The sequence below is a fragment of the Cellulosimicrobium protaetiae genome, from assembly GCF_009708005.2.
GTDB classification, from domain to species: domain Bacteria; phylum Actinomycetota; class Actinomycetes; order Actinomycetales; family Cellulomonadaceae; genus Cellulosimicrobium; species Cellulosimicrobium protaetiae.
On sequence record NZ_CP052757.1, the window covers coordinates 1,744,592 to 1,761,124 of the forward strand.

The window sequence follows — 16,533 nt, forward strand, 5'->3', positions numbered from 1 at the left end:
CCGGGGAGTCCCCCGGTCGGATCGGACGCAGTGCGCAGCAGCAGGCGAGGCGCGGCCCCCGGGTCGCGTGGCCCACGAACTCACGGAAGAGGACGCGGTGAGCAACGATCACCCCCGAGTCGCCGACGGCGAACCCACCCCCGACGCGACCCTCGCGCAGGCGGTGCGGGAGCCGGCGGCGGCGTCGCCCGACTGGTGGCGCAGCGCCGTGATCTACCAGGTGTACGTGCGCAGCTTCGCGGACGGGAACGGCGACGGCACCGGCGACCTCGCGGGCGTCCGGCAGCACCTCGGCTACCTGCGCGACCTCGGCGTCGACGCGATCTGGTTCACCCCCTGGTACGTGTCCCCGCTCGCGGACGGCGGCTACGACGTCGCCGACTACCGCGCGATCGACCCCCAGTTCGGCACGCTGGCCGAGGCGGAGCAGCTCATCGCGGAGGCGCGCGACCTCGGGATCCGCACGATCATCGACGTCGTCCCCAACCACGTCTCGTCCGAGCACGAGTGGTTCAAGGCCGCTCTCGCCGCAGGTCCGGGATCGCCCGAGCGCGAGCGCTTCTGGTTCCACCCGGGCAAGGGCGAGGACGGCTCCGAGATCCCGACGCGCTGGGTCTCGGAGTTCCAGGGCAGCACGTGGACGCGCACGACGAACCCCGACGGCACCCCCGGCGAGTGGTACCTGCACGTGTTCGCGCCCGAGCAGCCGGACCTCAACTGGAACCACCCCGACGTGCGCCGCGAGCACGAGGACATCCTGCGGTTCTGGTTCGACCGCGGCGCCGCGGGCATCCGCATCGACTCCGCGGCCCAGCTCGTCAAGGACCCGGCCCTGCCCGAGGTCCCGGCCCACCCCGGCCCCGGCGAGCACCCCCACGTCGACCGCGACGAGCTGCACGACATCTACCGCGGCTGGCGCGCCGTCGCGGACTCCTACGAGGAGCCGCGCGTGCTCGTCGGCGAGGTGTGGCTCGCGGACCGCGCGCGGTTCGCCCAGTACCTGCGCCCGGACGAGATGCACACGGCGTTCAACTTCGACTTCATGGCGCGGCCATGGGACGCGAAGGCGCTGCGCGAGTCCGTCCAGACGACGCTCGACGCGCACGCCCCGGTCGCCGCGCCGGCGACGTGGGTGCTCTCGAACCACGACGTGACGCGCCCGGTGACGCGGTACGGCCGCGAGGACAGCTCGTTCGCGTTCACGGCCAAGCGCTTCGGCACGCCGACGGACCTGGAGACCGGGCGCCGTCGGGCCCGGGCCGCCGCGCTGCTCTCGGCCGCGCTGCCGGGGTCGCTGTACCTCTACCAGGGCGACGAGCTCGGCCTGCCCGAGGTCGAGGACCTGCCGCTCGACGCGATCCAGGACCCCATGCACTTCCGCTCGGACGGCGTCGACCCCGGCCGCGACGGCTGCCGCGTCCCGCTCCCGTGGACGCGCGGCGGCACGAGCCACGGGTTCGGGCCGGACGGCGGGGCGCAGCCCTGGCTTCCCCAGCCGCACGGCTGGGGTGAGGTGTCCGTCGAGGCGCAGTCCGACGACGAGACGTCGGTGCTCGCGCTCTACCGCCGCGTCCTCGCGACGCGACGGGCCGAGCCCGCGCTGCACGGCGAGGCGTTCCGCTGGCTCGACTCCCTCGGCGGGGTCGCGCTCGGCGACGACGTGCTCGCGTTCCGTCGCGGTGACACGCGCGACGACGCGCACGGTGACGACGACGGCGTGCTCACGTGCGTCGTCAACCTCGGGACCGAGGACGTGCCGCTGCCCGCGGACGCCGAGGTCCTCCTCCACAGCGGCACCCCGCACGGGGCGGACACGTCGGAGCCACCGACGCGGCTCGCCCCCGACACCGCGGTCTGGCTGCGCGCATGACGTCGCGCACGAGCCGTCAGGCCTGACCGCCACAGTCCCCGGGCCGCGAGCCGGTCGGCCCGGACACCCAGCACCCACCCGCACACACACCCAGCACCACCGGAACACAGGAGTGACGATGAAGTCCACACGTCAGGCGATCGCCCTCACCCTCGCGGGTGCGCTCGCGATCAGCACGCTCGCCGCGTGCTCGAGCGGCGGCTCGGGCAGCGACGACGAGAGCAGCGGCTCGGACGGCGACGGGAAGGTCACCCTCAAGGTGGTCTCCCTCCTCCCGGGCTCCGAGCAGGAGGCGATCGACGCCTTCAACGCGCAGGTCGAGGAGTTCGAGGCCGCGAACCCGGACATCGACATCGTGCCGGAGGAGTACGAGTGGAAGGCGACGACGTTCGCCCCCCAGCTCGCCGGCGGCACGCTGCCCGACGTCTTCGAGATCCCGTTCACCGACGCGAAGACGCTCGTCGAGAACGGCCAGCTCGCCGACCTCGACGAGCAGTTCCGCACCCTGCCGTACGCCGACAAGTTCAACCCGGCGATCATCGAGGCCGGGACGGGCGCCGACGGCCACGTCTACGCGATCCCCGCGAAGAACGTGTACGGCGTGGGCCTGCACTACAACCGCGCGCTGTTCGAGTCGGCCGGGCTCGACCCCGACCAGCCGCCGGCCACGTGGGACGAGGTCCGCGAGGCGGCGAAGAAGATCGCGGACGCCAACCCGGGCGTCGCGGGCTACATGCAGATGTCGCAGAACAACACGGGCGGCTGGCAGCTCACGGTCAACACGTTCGCGCGCGGCGGTCGCACGCAGGAGGTCGCCGAGGACGGCAAGGCCACCTCGACGCTCACGAACGACGGCACCAAGGAAGCGCTCGAGTGGCTCAAGGCCATGCGCTGGGAGGACAACTCCCTCGGGAGCAACTTCCTCCTCGACTGGGGCACGATGAACCAGGCGTTCGCCGCCGGCCAGGTCGCGATGTACACGTCGGGCTCGGACGTCTTCACGTCGCTCGTCCAGACGAACGCGGTCGACCAGTCGACCTACGGCCTCGCGGCGCTCCCGCTCGAGGGCGACGACGCCGGCGTCCTCACGGGCGGCACGCTCGCCGCGATGCCCGCCAACGTGGACGAGTCGAAGAAGGAGGCCGCGATCAAGTGGATCGACTTCTTCTACCTCGCGAAGCTCGTCGACGAGAAGCGCGCCGTCGCGGACGCCGAGACGCTGGTCGCCAACGACCAGCCCGTCGGCACCCCGGTCCTGCCGATGTTCTCCGAGGAGCAGTACCTCCAGAACCAGGAGTGGATCGCCGACTTCATCAACGTGCCGCTCGACCAGATGACGAGCTACACGGACACGATGTTCGACCTGCCGCTCGTCGGTGAGCCGTCGCAGAAGACGCAGGAGATCTACGCCCTGCTCGACCCCGTCGTCCAGGCCGTCCTGACCGACGAGAACGCCGACGTGGACGCGCTGCTGGAGCAGGCGAACACCGAGGCGCAGGCCCTGCTCGACCAGGGCTGACGCCCCAGGTCGCGCGGTCCGCACCGGGCCGCGCGACCCGCAGACCCGGGCCGGCCGGCAGCGCCCCCTGCCGGCCGACCCGTACCCCGCCGGTGCCCGACGGCGCGACGCACCTCGCGTCGTCGGGCACCTCCCACCGCACCGAAGGACGTTCGCCCGTGACCGCCACCACCGCCCCGCCGCGACGGGGACCCGCCTCCCACGCGCGGGCCGACCGCGGCCGACGCCGCAGCCCCGTGACGTGGTTCCGTGGCGGCGGCCTGAGCAACCTCGTCTTCCTGCTTCCGCTGATCCTCATCTTCGGGGTCTTCTCGTGGTTCCCGATCGTGCGCGCGGTGATCATGAGCTTCCAGGAGACGAACCTCGTGAGCGACCCGACGTTCGTCGGGCTCGACAACTTCCGTCAGGTGCTGGCCGACCCGCTCCTGTGGAAGGCCGTGAAGAACACGCTGTACTTCGCGTTCCTCGCGCTGCTGTTCGGGTACCCGATCCCGCTGGTCGCGGCGGTGCTCATGCGCGAGGTCCGCCGGGCGCGCGGGCTGTACTCCGCGCTCGCCTACCTCCCGGTCGTCGTCCCGCCGGTCGTCGCCGTGCTGCTGTGGAAGTTCTTCTACAACGGCAGCCCGACGGGCGTGTTCAACACGATCCTCGGCTGGGTCGGGCTCGGCCCGTACCCGTGGCTCCAGGACGCCTCGACCGCGATGCCGTCGCTCGTGCTCGCCGCCACGTGGGCCGGCGCGGGCGGGACGATCATCATCTACCTCGCCGCCCTGACGAGCGTGCCGCCCGAGCTCTACGACGCCTCCGAGGTGGACGGCGCGGGGCTGTGGCGCAAGATCTGGCACGTGACGCTCCCGGCGCTGCGCGGGGTCCTGTTCATCACGCTGATCCTCCAGGTGATCGGCACGGCGCAGGTCTTCCTCGAGCCCTACCTGTTCACGGGCGGCGGGCCCAACAACGCGACGCTGACGATCCTGCTGCTCATCTACCGCTACGCCTTCCAGAACAGCCTCGGCGGCGACTACGGGGCGGCGACCGCGCTGTCGATCATGCTCGCGGCCGTCCTCGCCGTCTTCTCGGTCCTCTACTTCCGGCTCACCCGGTCCTGGAGCACGTCATGACTCTCTCGCCCACCGACAACCCGAGCGAGATCGGCGTCGTCTCGCAGGACTCCGCGGCCACGACGGACGCGGTCGACGACCCGGCGGGCACCTCGCGCCGCGCCGCGGAGGCCAGCCGCAACCGGCGCGAGTCCGAGCGCCGCAGGGTGCGCGCTCGGCGGCGTAGGGCGCTCGACGGCGTCGAGGACCGCGGCGCGCTCTCCGAGGCGGACTGGCGCCGCCCGTCCATCCGGTGGGGGATGGGCACCACGCACGTGCTGCTGCTCGTGATCCTCGTCGTCGCGGGCCTCGGCCCGATGCTGCTGCTCGCCAAGTACGCCGTCACGCCGACGCAGGACATCCTGCGCACGCCGATGGCGATCTTCCCGAACGGCATCGCGTGGGACAACCTCGACAAGGCGTGGAACGACGTCCAGGTCAGCCGGTACTTCCTCAACACGATCTGGCTCGCGGTCGGGTCGTGGGCGTCGCAGATCCTCGTCGCGACGACGGGCGGCTACGCGCTGTCCGTCCTGCGGCCCCGGTACGGGAAGGTCGTGCAGGCGCTCGTGCTGTCGACGATGTTCGTCCCGGCGATCGTCCTGCTCGTGCCGCTGTACCTGACGATCCTCGACCCGCCGCTGCTCGGCCGGTCGCTCATCAACAGCTTCTGGGCCGTGTGGCTGCCGGCGGGCGCGAGCGCGTTCAACGTGCTGCTCGTCCAGCGGTTCTTCGACAGCCTGCCGCGCGAGGTGTTCGAGGCCGCGCGCATGGACGGCGCCGGGCCGTACCGGCTGTTCTGGTCGGTCGTGCTGCCGATGTCCAAGCCGATCATCGGCGTCGTGTCGGTGTTCGCGGTCATCGCGGCCTGGAAGGACTTCCTCTGGCCGCTGCTCGTCCTCAAGGACCCGGCGATCCAGCCGCTGTCCGTGCGCCTGCCGTCGATCGAGGCGTCGACCGACCTCGGGGTGTTCCTCGCGGCGCTCGCGATCTCCACGCTCATCCCGGTCGGCCTGTTCCTCGTCTTCCAGCGCATGTTCCTCCAGGGCGCGGGCCTGGGAGGAGCGGTCAAGGGCTGACCCTGCCTGCTGCCGAACACGACCTGGGTGCCGTTGTCCGCCGGACAACGGCACCCAGGTCGTTCTCGACCGCGCGCGGTGTCGTGCTCGACGGCGCACGCGGCCCGGGCGGTCGGGTCGCCTCAGCCGCGGCCCCGGCCCTGCATCGCGCGCAGGACGGCGTCGTGGACGTCCGTGTTGCGCTGCGCGCCCGCGAGCCGCTCGGCGCCCGGCCCCTGCGCGGTGATCGGCGTGGCCTCGCCGGTGTGGCCGCCCGTCGTCCAGTCGACCGTGAACTGGAGGTCGGAGCCGGCGAGGTCGAACGGGCCGTCCTCGGCGGTCGCGCCCTCGCCGCCCTCGTCCTCGGGGTCGACGTTCTCGATCGCGAGCCCACCCGTCGCGTGGTCGCCCACGACCAGGACGAGCGTGCCCCGGTTCTTCTTCGCGAAGTCGAGCGCGAGCGCGACGGTCTCGTCGAGCGCCTGCCCGGCCTGGATCGTCCGCGTCGCGTTGCTGCGGTGCGCGAACTCGTCCACCGCCTCCTCCTCGACGAGCAGGAAGAACCCGTCGCGGTCGCGCTTCAGCACGTCGAGCGCCTTGGCCGTCATGTCGACGAGCGGCACCTCCGGCTCGTACAGGTCGCCCTCGCCCTCGTTGCGCTGCTCGAACATCTCCTCGTTGGCGAACAGACCGAGCAGCTTGCGTCCGTGCGCGTCCGCGAGCCCCTCGGCGTCGCTCACGTAGGTGTAGCCGAGGTCCTGCGCGCGCTCGACGAGGTTCCCCTTCGTCCCCTTGCTCTGCTCGGTCGGGTCCTTGGCGGGGTTGTCCTCCCACGCGCCCGGCTCGCCCGCCGGGAACCACCAGTCCTCGCCGCCGCCGAGGACGACGTCGGGCCGCGAGCTCTCGAGGAACTGGCGCGCGATCTCGCTCTGGTCGCCGCGGTCGGGCACGTGCGCCCCGAACGCCGCGGGGGTCGCGTCGGTGACCTGTGCCGTCGTGACCAGACCGGTGGCCTTGCCCGCGCCGCGGGCCGCCTCGAGGAGGGTCGGGACCGGGTTGCCGTCGACGTCGACGCCGACCGCCCCGTTGTACGTCCGCACCCCGGACGCGAACGCGGTCGCGCCCGCGGCCGAGTCGGTGACGGCCTCCTCGGGATCGGCCGAGTCCGTGGTGGTCCAGCCGGCGTGCTCGAGCGAGTCCATCGCGAGCTGCCCGTCCTTGCCGACCGTCGCGAGCCGGATCAGCTCGCGGTGCGACAAGCCGAGCCCGTCGCCCTGGATGAAGATGACGTTGCGGGCGCGGTCGTTCCCCTGGCCCTGACCCTGGCCGTGGCCTTGGCCGTCGCCGCGCTCGCTCCCGCCGAACGGCAGGAGCATCACGAGCGCCGCGGCCGCCGCGACCCCCGTGGTGCCCGCCCGGAGCTGTCCTCGTCGTGACTGCATGAGCCTCCCCTTCCCACCGGCGTCGCTGCCGGTGCCGGCACGGCCGCGGAGGGGACGGGTTCGCCGTCGCGCGCGGGCCGCGCCCGACGGCGTCGGTGCCGCCGGTCGCAGTCCACGCTAGGCAGGGGGCCCGCACTGGCAACCCGGGTCGGGACACGAGCCGCTCACCAGCGGTTGTGGACCTCCTCGGCCCAGCCGACGAGCCCGTCGAACCGCACCGGCGGGGTGGTCGCCTCGCCGTCGGGCGAGGTGAACGTGCCCGACCAGGTGCCGAAGCACTGGTCCGTCGACGACGACACGACGCCGAGGTGCGTGCGCGTGACCTTGGTGTGGAAGGGCTCGAACGTCGCGTCGAGCCCGCCCCCGGTCACGCGCCACGGTCGGTGCGGGTCGGCGAGGTCGTAGTCCCAGGCCAGCTCCTCGGGGAGGTGGTGGATCCTCCCGTCGAGGTGGACCGCGTTCTCGGTCGAGCCCGTGCCGACCGTCCAGCGTCCGCCCATCTGGACCCCGACGACCCGCCCGTGGCTCTCGCCCGAGCCCGCGCCCCAGTTCCACCGGACGTCGTACGGCCAGCGCCCACGGCCGTGGTCGAGGACGGCCCACGAGGGCCCCGCGGGGACGTCGACCGTCCGGCCGTCGACCCACAGCGTGCCGTGCGCCGGGCGCGCGACGTCCTTGACCGTGTACTGGAAGCGTGTGTCGCTCCACGGCACGACGACGGCGAGCCGCTCGTGCCCGGGCGGCAGCTCGGCGACGACGTCGAACGAGACGTCGCGGGTCCGCGCGCGCAGGCGCGTCCCGCCGTCGACCTCGTCGAGGTCGATCGCGAGGTTCTTCGCGCGCGCCCGGGCGGGTCCGTCCCCGAGCGAGCCTGGCAGCGAGACCCCGCGCGCCGGCACGACGGTCGCGTCGGCGCCCCAGGTGCGCCCGGACTCCCGGTCCAGGACCCAGACCTCGTGCACCGCCGCGTAGTCGAGCGACGACACCGTCAGGGCGAGGACGTGGGTCGGGGTGACGACGCCCCAGTACTCCCAGCGCTTGTTCCGGCCGGTGTGGCGGGTCCAGCGCCGCAGCCCGTCGCGGGCGATGCCGGACGTGTCGACGAGCGGCTGGCGCGCCCAGCCGACCGCACGTCGGTCGAGGCTCCCGTCGGGCAGGGTGAGCGCGACGCGCTCGGTGATCTCCGGGAGCGCCACCGCTCCACCTCCACGTGGTCCGGCTCGGGCGGCTCTGCGCGGCGGGCGACGGTGCCCGGTGCCCGGCCCGAGGAGCGAGCGGGCCGAGTCTAGGGGCTGCGGGGACACCAGCGGACGAGGTGACACTCTGTCCCGTCAATGTCACGTCCGCGCGGTCCGTTTCCCGGCGGGCGGGCCCCGGAGCAGGTGCCATGATCGGGAGCATGCCCCCGTTCTCCCCCCAGGACGTCGCTGCCGACACGGGCCGTGCCGCTGAGCCCGCCGCTGCCCCCGCGAGCGTCGTCGACCCCGGTCCCACCCCCGACCTGAGCCCCTACGACGCGCTCCTGCTCTACTCGTTCGGCGGGCCCAACAAGCCCGAGGACGTCGTGCCGTTCCTGCGCAACGTCACCGCGGGCAAGGGCATCCCGGACGCGCGCCTCGAGGAGGTCGGCGAGCACTACTACGGCTTCGGCGGCAAGAGCCCGATCAACGAGCAGAACCTCGCGCTCAAGGCCGCGCTCGAGGCCGAGCTCGCGCGCCGCGGCGTCGAGCTGCCGGTGGTCTGGGGCAACCGCAACTGGGAGCCGTACACGACCGACGCGATCGACGAGCTCGAGGCGCTGGGCGCGAAGAACGCGGTCGCGCTCGTGACGTCCGCGTACTCGTCGTACTCGGGCTGCCGGCAGTACCGCGAGGACCTCGCGGTCGTGCTCGACGGGCGTGGCCAGCTCGGCCCCGACGGCTCGACGGGCGTGCAGTTCGACAAGGTGCGCTCGTACTTCAACCACCCCGGCTTCGCGCAGGCGAACGTCGACGCGGTGCTCGACGGCTACGCGGCGCTCGCGGACAAGGGCGGCGACGGCTCTGCCGCGCGCCTCGTGTTCGTCACGCACTCCATCCCGGACACCATGGAGGCGGCGTCACGCATCTCGTTCGCGACGTACTCCGAGCAGCACCTCGACCTCGCGCGCGTGATCGCCGCGGAGGTCTCGGCGCGGCTCGGCCACGAGGTCGCCTGGGACCTCGCCTACTGCTCGCGGTCGGGCCCGCCGAGCCAGCCGTGGCTCGAGCCCGACGTGAACGACCACCTGGAGGCCCTCGCGCAGGACGGCGTCCGCGACGTCGTGCTCTCGCCGATCGGCTTCGTGTCGGACCACATGGAGGTCGCGTACGACCTCGACACCGAGGCGATGGAGACCGCGACGGGGCTCGGGATGACCGCGGTCCGCGCGGGCACCGTGAGCACGCGCGAGCCGTTCGTGCGCGGCCTGGTCGACCTGCTCGTCGAGCGCGCCGCGCTCGCGCGCGGCGAGACCGTCGAGGAGGCCACGGTGGGTGACCTCCCGGCGTTCCGGTCGGTGTGCGCGCCGGGCTGCTGCCTGCGCCGCGACGGCGAGCCGAGCGGAGTCCCGGCGCTGTGCAGCACGGACGTCCACAGCTGAGCCCGTACCGACGATCTCGCACGACCAGGAGGAGCCCCCGATGAACGACGCCGCGCGCGTCCCTACGGACCACGAGCAGATCAACACCACCATCCGCTACGCGATGTGGTCCGTCTTCGCGACGGCGGCGCCGCTGCCCGCCGACGCGGACGAGCGCGCGGGCCTCGTGGCCGACGCGCTGACCGCCGTCGGCGGCGGGGACGACCCGGCCGCCACGAACGGCGACCTCGTCGTGCGCGGCTGGTACGACGTCGCCGGCCTGCGCTCGGACGCCGACCTCATGGTGTGGTGGCACGGCCCGACGATCGAGTCCGTCCAGGGCGCCTACCAGCGCCTGCGCGCGAGCGGCCTCGGGGCGCACCTGGAGCCCGTGTGGTCGAACGCGGCGCTGCACCGTCCCGCCGAGTTCAACCGGGGCCACGTGCCGGCGTTCCTCGCGGGCGAGGCGCCGCGCGACTACCTGTCCGTCTACCCGTTCGTGCGGTCGTACGACTGGTACCTGCTGCCCGACGCCGAGCGCCGCACCATGCTGCGCGACCACGGCCTCGCAGCGAAGGACTACCCGGACGTGCGCGCCAACACGGTCGCGTCGTTCGCGCTCGGCGACTACGAGTGGATCCTCGCGTTCGAGGCCGACGAGCTGCACCGCATCGTCGACCTCATGCGCGAGCTGCGCGCCACGGAGGCCCGCCGCCACGTGCGCGAGGAGGTCCCGTTCTTCACGGGCCCGCGCACGACGCTCACGGCATGGGCGGACCGCCAGCCCCTGGCCTGACCGCGTGCTCGGCGGCGGGCGTGTCGTTCTCGGCTCGCGGGGACGGTGCCCGGCTCGTCTTGGCACGTACCTGCTCCCAGGATGCTCAGCATGCTGAGTGATGCCACGCTGGGGTCATGACCACCGCATCCGTCCCGGCCGGCGCCGTCTCCGCGCCCGCCCCCTCCGACCGTGTCCGCCAGGTCGTCGTGCTCGTCGGCTCGCTCGTCGCCGCCGGCGCCGCCGCGTACGGCGCCGGGGCGTTCGGCGGGACGGCCGTCGAGCAGACCGCCGGCGGCGCGCTGTCCTCGACCGCCACGCCCGTCGCGCCCGACAACCCCGCGTTCCGGATCTGGTCGCTGATCTACCTCGGCCTCTTCGTGTTCGCGGTCTACCAGGTGCTGCCGCGGCACGCGACGAGCCCGCGGCTGCGCGTGACCGCGTGGTGGGTCCTCGTCTCCATGATCCTCAACGCGGCGTGGATCGGCGTGGTGCAGGCCGGGTGGATCCCGCTCAGCGTCGTCGTCATCGCGGCACTGCTCGCGGTCAACGCGGTGGTCGTCGTGCGGCTCGTGCGCCGGCGGCCCGAGTCGACCGCGCAGGCCGTCGTGCTCGACGGGACCATGGGCCTCTACACCGGCTGGGTGAGCGTCGCGACGCTCGCGAACGTCGCCGCGGCGCTCGCGGACGCGGGTGCCGGAGACCTCGGGCTCGGCGCGACGGGCTGGTCGGTCGTGCTCGTCGTGCTCGCCGCGGCGCTGTCCGTCGCGTGGGCGGTGTTCACCGCCGGACGCCGGGCGGTCGCGCTCGGCATCGGTCTCGCGATGGCGTGGGGTCTCGCGTGGATCGCCGTCGGGCGGTTCCAGGGTCCCCTCGTCGACACGACCGTCGCGTGGACTGCGGCGATCGCGTCGGTGGTGGCGCTCGCCGCGGCCGTCGTCGTCCCGCGCCCTGCGAAGGCCTAGCCGGACCGCGGTCGCCGCGCCCGCCCCCGCGGCCGAACGTCCGTTGACGGAGCGCACCTGCACGACGCTATCCTCGCGCGAGGTCACCGTGGGACGCGGTGCGTGTGCGAAAGGCCGTGCATGTCCATCCACCTCCGCGCTGCCCTCAGCGTGCTCCTTCTCGTCGGCTTCTTCACCCTTGCCTTCGGCACTGTCATCGGTCTCGTCGTCCTGACGGTCTGGCTGCTCGTGGAGCACGACGGGGCCGGTGCGGGCGGGCTTGCCCTGCTCGCCGCCGTTCTGGGTGCAGGGCTGGGCATCGCCGTCCGGAGGGTGGCGCAGAGCGTGCGTGGAGTCCGGTCGTTCGGGACGGTGCTCACCGAGGACGACGCTCCGGAGCTGTGGGCGACGGTGGGCGAGGTGGCTAGCGCGGTGGGCACTCGGGCTCCTACGTCGATCCGGCTCACTTTCGAGGTCAACGCTTCGGTGAGCGAGGATGTGCGGCTGCTCGGGCTCACTGGGGGCACGCGCCGAATGGCCCTGGGCCTGCCGCTGCTGCAGGGCTTGGACGTGAGCCAGCTCCGTGCCGTCCTCGCGCACGAGATGGGCCACTTCTCCCGTCGGCACACCTATCTGGCACCCCTCGTGCGGCGAGGTGAGGCGCTGGTGGTCGCTTCTGTCCAGGAGCTTCGAGACAACCGCGTCGGACAGTTGCTGCTGAGTCCCTTCGCGCGGCTCTTCCTCCGGGTCTCGGCCGACGTCCGGCGGCGCCAAGAACTGGAGGCCGATGCGTTCTCGGTCCGCGTCGCTGGGCGCGACGTGGCCGCGAGAGCCTTGAGAGAGCTCGACGTCATCAGCACGACCTGGCAGGTCTTTCTCCACTCCTACGTGACGATCGGATGGGACGACGGTCTCGGGCCCCCGCCGGCCGAGCTGCTACCGGGCTTCGCGCTCATGACGCGGGGGTACGCCGCGGCCATCGGTGTACTCCGGGCCGAGGCGCCCTCGGAGGAGTCCTCACCGTGGGACGCGCACCCGTCGACGGCCGCGCGCCTCGTCGCGATGGCGACGACGCACGAGCCCCGCGCCGTACCGGTCGACAAGCGGCCGGCGTCCGTGCTCGTGCCGGACCTGGAACGGCATGCCGAACAGGTTGCCTGGGAGGAGTTCGCGTACGGGTCGCGAGCCGTCCTGCCCTGGGACCAGCTCGCCGCTGCGGCGTTGCCGCGCCACGACCAGCGGGAGGCGGACGTCGTCTACCGGGCGGTCGGGAGGCTGAGCGGGCGCGGGCGCGGCGATCTCGATGACCTCCTCGGCCTGCTGGCGACCGGCGGCGCGCCCGCTCTCGCGCGGGACGTCGCCCGCGGGCTCCCTGACGAGCGTCAGCGGGAGGTCCTTGTCGCGGGCGTCACGTGTGCGCTGCGTGCTGCGGCGGTCTGGTCAGGCAGCGCGTCATGGCAGCTGTCGTGGTCCGCGCCGACGACGCTCATCGACATCTCGGGCGAGCCGGTGGACTACGTGCATGTCGCCCGCCTCGCGGTGGATCCCGCGACGACGGACCAGGCACGGACAGTGCTGGCGGAGTGCGGCGTGGACCTGGCCGAGGGAGTGCAGGTCAGCGAGGGGGCGTCGATCGAGCGCTCGTCGGTGCTCACGGGCATCGCCAACGTCAAGGCGAACCGTCGGTTTCACGACCTCCTGGTCCTGGACACGGGCCTCGTCCTCGTTCCGTCGCCGGCGCGGGCGCTGGACGGTGCATTTCGCCTGCACCGGCTCCTGCGGTCTGGAACCCCCGCGCAGCTCGTCGCGCAGCACTGGTTCGTCCCGTACGACGCCGTCACGACGGTTCGCGTGCGCAAGGCGGTGCCTGCGCGGCTCGAGCTCGCGATGGTCGACGGATCGACCCTCCTTCTGCGCGAGACCTGGGGTGGTGCGCGACTCCACCCCTCGAGCAGCCGGACGCTTGTCGCGGGGGTGTCCTCGCACGCGCAGGTGGAGGAGGCGCCGGCGCGCTGACGGCGGCGACGGCCGGGCGCCGGCCGCCGTCAGCGCCGGCGTCAGGGGTAGAGCCCGCGGATCTGGTGGGCCTCCGCGACGCGCTGCACGCCGATGACGAGCGCGGCGTCGCGCAGGCTGAGATCTTCGCGGCGCGCGAGGCCGGCCACCTCGTCGTACGCGTGCAGCATGCGGTGCTCGAGCTTCTCGCCGATCTCCTGCTCGGTCCACCAGTACGCCTGGTTGGCCTGCACCCACTCGAAGTAGGAGACGACGACGCCGCCCGCGTTCGCGAGCACGTCCGGCACGACCGTCACCCCGTTCTTCGCGAGCACGCGGTCGCCCTCGGCCGTCGTCGGGCCGTTCGCGCCCTCGACGACCCAGCGGGCGCGCACCGTCCGCGCGGTGTCGCCGTCGAGCACGCCCTCCACCGCGGCCGGGACCAGCACGTCGACCTCCAGTGCGAGCAGCGCGTCGTTGTCGATCGGGTCCGCGCGGTCGAACCCGACGACGCTGCCCGTCTCCGCGACGTGACCGATCAGCCCGCGCACGTCGAGCCCGTCCGGGTCGTGGACGCCGCCGTACTGGTCGGAGACCGCGACGACGCGCGCCCCGCGCGCCGCGAACAGCGCCGCCGCGTGCGAGCCGACCTTGCCGAACCCCTGGATCGCGACGCTCACCTCCGACAGCGGCACGCCCGCCTCGTCGAGCGCCGCGGCGGTGACGTGCACGACGCCCGCGCTGGTCGCCGTCGTGCGCCCGAGCGACCCGCCCACGGTGATGGGCTTGCCCGTCACGACGGCCGGGATCGTGTAGCCCTGGTTCACCGAGTACGTGTCCATGACCCACGCCATGGTGCGTTCGCTCGTGCCCATGTCGGGCGCCATGATGTCCCGCTCCGGGCCGATCACCGGCATGATCTCCGACGTGTAGCGGCGCGTGACGCGCTCGAGCTCGGCCTCGGAGTAGCAGCGCGGGTCGATCGCGACCCCGCCCTTCGCCCCGCCGTACGGCAGGTCGACGATCGCGCACTTCCACGTCATCCACATCGCGAGCGCGCGCACCTCGTCGACGTCGACGCTCGGGGAGTAGCGCAGCCCGCCCTTGCCGGGGCCGCGTGAGACGTTGTGCTGGACGCGATAGCCGTGGAAGAGGACGGTGCGGCCGTCGTCTCGCCGCAGCGGGACGGCGACGTTCACCTCGCGCCGCGGCGTCGCGAGCATCTCGTGCAGGCCGTCGTCGTAGCCGAGGAAGCCGACCGCGCCCGCGAGCTGCGCGTGCGCGGTGTCGAGGGCGGACGCAGGGCCGGTCTGTCGGGTCGTGCGGGGAGTCGGGTCGTGCGGGGTGGGTTCGCCGCTCGTGAGTGTGGGCGGCACGGACGTCGTCGTCACGGTTCCTCCGGTTCGAGGTTCTCCTCGGTGCCGCGGGGGTGTGCGGCACCGAGGATCACGCTACCTCCGGAGCGGGCGCTCGCCGGTCATGCTCCCCGGCGGTGCCCGAGGGCGTCGATCGCGGCGAGCTCGTCCGCGGCGAGCGAGAACCCGGTCACCTGGAAGTTCGCCTCGATGCGCGACGGCGTCACCGACTTCGGGATGACGACGAACCCGTGGTCGAGGTGCCAGCGCAGCACGACCTGGGCAGGCGTGACGCCGTGCGCCGCGGCGACCTCCGCGAGGACCGGCGCGTCGAGGTCGGTGCGCTTGAACGGGCTGTACCCCTCGAGCACGACGCCGCGCTGCGCGAGCTCGTGCGCGAGGCGGTGGTCGTAGTCGGCGGGGCTCCACGGGATCTGGTCGACGGCGGGCGCCTCGCCGACCTGCTCCGAGATGACGTCCACCTGCTCGACCGAGTAGTTGCTCACCCCGATCGACCGCGCCTTGCCCTCGTTCCGCAGCTCGACGAACCGCTCCCAGACCCACGGCGACGCCTCGCCCGCCGGCGGCCAGTGGATGAGCCACAGGTCCACGTGGTCCGTGCCGAGGTCGCGCAGCGACGCCTCGAGCGTCTCGCGCTCGCGTCCCGCGGCGTCGGGCGGGAGCTTGGTCGTGACGAACACGTCGGCGCGGTCGACGGACGAGTCGGCGAGCGCGCGTCCGACCTGCGCCTCGTTGCCGTAGCCCGTCGCGGTGTCGACGTGCCGGTAGCCCACGTCGAGCGCGTGGCGGACGGCGCGGTACGCGTCGTCGCCCTCGGACTGCCACGTCCCGAGCCCGAGCAGCGGCATCGGGCCGCCGGGCAGGTCGACGGTCGGGACAGGGCCGGCGGAGGCGCCGGGGAAGGAGCTGGTGGAGGTCATGCCGCCAGTCTCCGTGCCCGTCGCCGTCGCTCGCCACCGCGCGCGCCTCGCCCCCGCCTCGCCCGCCCCTGGTGCTGAGCCGGCCGACATGCCCGGGTTCGGCGCCCGAGACGACCACAACCCCGGGTTCGGCGGGGGGAGGTGGGTGCCGTCAGCGGCGGGTGCGGCGGCGGTACTGGGCCGGGGTCTCGCCCGCGAGGCGCGCGAAGGTGCGCGTGAACGACGGCTGGTCGTAGAAGCCGCCCTCCGCCGCGACCTCGCCGATCGACGCCGCGCTCCCGGCGAGCAGGCGCGTCGCGTGGTCGACCCGGGTCCGCAGCACGAGCTGGCGCGGCGTCACGCCGTACACACGCCGCACGCGCCGGTCGAGCACCGCGGGCGTGGACCCGGCCGCCTCGGCGAGCCGCGCCGTCGTCCAGCGCGCCCCGAGGTCCGCCTCGACCGCGGCGACGAGCGCGGCGAGGGAGTCCATCGTCGCGTCGTCCGCCGCGCCCGCGCGCAGGTCGTGCGAGACGGAGACGATCCCCACGAGGTGACCGGCGTCGTCGTGCACGGGGAGCTTGGAGGTGAGGAACCAGCCCGACGTGCCGCCGAGCCGCCGGATGCGCTCGAGCTCGCCGCGCAGCGCGCGCCCGCGCAGCACCTCGGCGTCCTGCTGCTCGTAGCGCTCGGCGAGCTGCGCGACGAACAGGTCGCGCGCGCGTCGGCCCAGCACCGCGCGGCGGGAGCGCTCGTTGGTCCGCGCGACGAACACCGGGTTGACCGCGACGTACCGGCCCGTGACGTCCTTGGCGCAGAACATCGTGTCGGGCAGCTCGTCCATGAGCGCGACCATGGCGGGGCTGAGCGCGGCGAGGAGCGCCGCGCCCTCGGGCCACTGGTTGTCTCGGACGGGTGCCATGTCGCCCCGGATCGTACAAGACGAGTCACGGCGA

General features: G+C 73.2%; 13 protein-coding genes. 8 read left to right on the forward strand and 5 right to left on the reverse strand.

The genetic code is table 11. The annotated features are described in order from the left end of the window. The first annotated feature begins 163 nt into the window (after positions 1 to 163). The 4 genes from FIC82_RS07425 to FIC82_RS07440 all read left to right on the forward strand — a co-directional run bounded on the left by FIC82_RS07425 (position 164) and on the right by FIC82_RS07440 (position 5,568). Positions 164 to 1,870 carry a glycoside hydrolase family 13 protein gene (locus FIC82_RS07425; protein ID WP_171445730.1) on the forward strand — a complete coding sequence of 569 codons (1,707 nt, stop codon included), beginning with the start codon at positions 164 to 166 and terminating at the stop codon, positions 1,868 to 1,870. A 118-nt stretch (positions 1,871 to 1,988) separates the two neighbouring features. Next, positions 1,989 to 3,389: an ABC transporter substrate-binding protein gene (locus FIC82_RS07430; protein ID WP_154798122.1), complete on the forward strand. Its 1,401-nt coding sequence runs from the start codon at positions 1,989 to 1,991 to the stop codon at positions 3,387 to 3,389. A gap of 158 nt (positions 3,390 to 3,547) precedes the next feature. Next, complete coding sequence (locus FIC82_RS07435) at positions 3,548 to 4,510, forward strand: carbohydrate ABC transporter permease (RefSeq protein WP_171445694.1); 963 nt, start codon at positions 3,548 to 3,550, stop codon at positions 4,508 to 4,510. Beyond that, complete coding sequence (locus FIC82_RS07440) at positions 4,507 to 5,568, forward strand: carbohydrate ABC transporter permease (RefSeq protein ID WP_253691567.1); 1,062 nt, start codon at positions 4,507 to 4,509, stop codon at positions 5,566 to 5,568. The genes FIC82_RS07435 and FIC82_RS07440 overlap by 4 nt, the downstream gene beginning before the upstream one ends. 122 nt (positions 5,569 to 5,690) lie before the next feature. Here the strand turns inward: FIC82_RS07440 and FIC82_RS07445 are convergent, their stop codons facing one another. Beyond that, a complete protein-coding gene (locus tag FIC82_RS07445; RefSeq protein WP_253691569.1) occupies positions 5,691 to 6,989 on the reverse strand; it encodes an alkaline phosphatase in 1,299 nt (432 codons plus the stop codon). Between the two features lie 164 nt (positions 6,990 to 7,153). After that, entirely contained in the window at positions 7,154 to 8,185 is a 1,032-nt protein-coding gene (locus FIC82_RS07450; RefSeq protein ID WP_168731599.1) for a DUF2804 domain-containing protein, read from the reverse strand. A gap of 203 nt (positions 8,186 to 8,388) precedes the next feature. Between FIC82_RS07450 and FIC82_RS07455 the strand changes: the two genes are divergently transcribed. The 4 genes from FIC82_RS07455 to FIC82_RS07470 all read left to right on the forward strand — a co-directional run bounded on the left by FIC82_RS07455 (position 8,389) and on the right by FIC82_RS07470 (position 13,323). Beyond that, a complete protein-coding gene (locus FIC82_RS07455; RefSeq protein ID WP_154798123.1) occupies positions 8,389 to 9,609 on the forward strand; it encodes a ferrochelatase in 1,221 nt (406 codons plus the stop codon). 40 nt (positions 9,610 to 9,649) lie between these two features. After that, entirely contained in the window at positions 9,650 to 10,384 is a 735-nt protein-coding gene (gene hemQ / locus FIC82_RS07460) for a hydrogen peroxide-dependent heme synthase (RefSeq protein WP_154798124.1), read from the forward strand. Positions 10,385 to 10,500: 116 nt separating this feature from the next. After that, the gene (locus FIC82_RS07465; RefSeq protein WP_154798125.1) at positions 10,501 to 11,328 is read left to right on the forward strand and encodes a tryptophan-rich sensory protein; all 828 of its coding nucleotides are present in this window, start codon (positions 10,501 to 10,503) and stop codon (positions 11,326 to 11,328) included. Positions 11,329 to 11,448: 120 nt separating this feature from the next. Beyond that, on the forward strand, positions 11,449 to 13,323 hold the full coding sequence (locus FIC82_RS07470) for a M48 family metallopeptidase (RefSeq protein WP_154798126.1): 1,875 nt from the start codon (positions 11,449 to 11,451) through the stop codon (positions 13,321 to 13,323). Between the two features lie 41 nt (positions 13,324 to 13,364). On the opposite strand, the gene FIC82_RS07475 is transcribed toward FIC82_RS07470, so the two are convergent. The 3 genes from FIC82_RS07475 to FIC82_RS07485 all read right to left on the reverse strand — a co-directional run bounded on the left by FIC82_RS07475 (position 13,365) and on the right by FIC82_RS07485 (position 16,499). Beyond that, positions 13,365 to 14,693, reverse strand: a complete 1,329-nt coding sequence (locus FIC82_RS07475; protein WP_253691579.1) for a Glu/Leu/Phe/Val family dehydrogenase — start codon at positions 14,691 to 14,693, stop codon at positions 13,365 to 13,367. An 86-nt stretch (positions 14,694 to 14,779) separates the two neighbouring features. Then, a complete protein-coding gene (locus FIC82_RS07480) occupies positions 14,780 to 15,598 on the reverse strand; it encodes an aldo/keto reductase (protein WP_216610002.1) in 819 nt (272 codons plus the stop codon). 151 nt (positions 15,599 to 15,749) lie between these two features. Continuing rightward, complete coding sequence (locus tag FIC82_RS07485; RefSeq protein WP_154798127.1) at positions 15,750 to 16,499, reverse strand: helix-turn-helix transcriptional regulator; 750 nt, start codon at positions 16,497 to 16,499, stop codon at positions 15,750 to 15,752. Between the last annotated feature and the right edge of the window lie 34 nt (positions 16,500 to 16,533).

Excerpts from the sequence above, each read along its gene's own strand:
- FIC82_RS07430 (WP_154798122.1), top strand. The coding sequence starts at position 1,989 with ATGAAGTCCACACGTCAGGCGATCGCCCTCACCCTCGCGGGTGCGCTC.
- FIC82_RS07440 (WP_253691567.1), top strand. The coding sequence starts at position 4,507 with ATGACTCTCTCGCCCACCGACAACCCGAGCGAGATCGGCGTCGTCTCG.
- FIC82_RS07445 (WP_253691569.1), bottom strand. The coding sequence starts at position 6,989 with ATGCAGTCACGACGAGGACAGCTCCGGGCGGGCACCACGGGGGTCGCG.
- FIC82_RS07455 (WP_154798123.1), top strand. The coding sequence starts at position 8,389 with ATGCCCCCGTTCTCCCCCCAGGACGTCGCTGCCGACACGGGCCGTGCC.
- hemQ (WP_154798124.1), top strand. The coding sequence starts at position 9,650 with ATGAACGACGCCGCGCGCGTCCCTACGGACCACGAGCAGATCAACACC.
- FIC82_RS07465 (WP_154798125.1), top strand. The coding sequence starts at position 10,501 with ATGACCACCGCATCCGTCCCGGCCGGCGCCGTCTCCGCGCCCGCCCCC.
- FIC82_RS07470 (WP_154798126.1), top strand. The coding sequence starts at position 11,449 with ATGTCCATCCACCTCCGCGCTGCCCTCAGCGTGCTCCTTCTCGTCGGC.
- FIC82_RS07480 (WP_216610002.1), bottom strand. The coding sequence starts at position 15,598 with ATGACCTCCACCAGCTCCTTCCCCGGCGCCTCCGCCGGCCCTGTCCCG.
- FIC82_RS07485 (WP_154798127.1), bottom strand. The coding sequence starts at position 16,499 with ATGGCACCCGTCCGAGACAACCAGTGGCCCGAGGGCGCGGCGCTCCTC.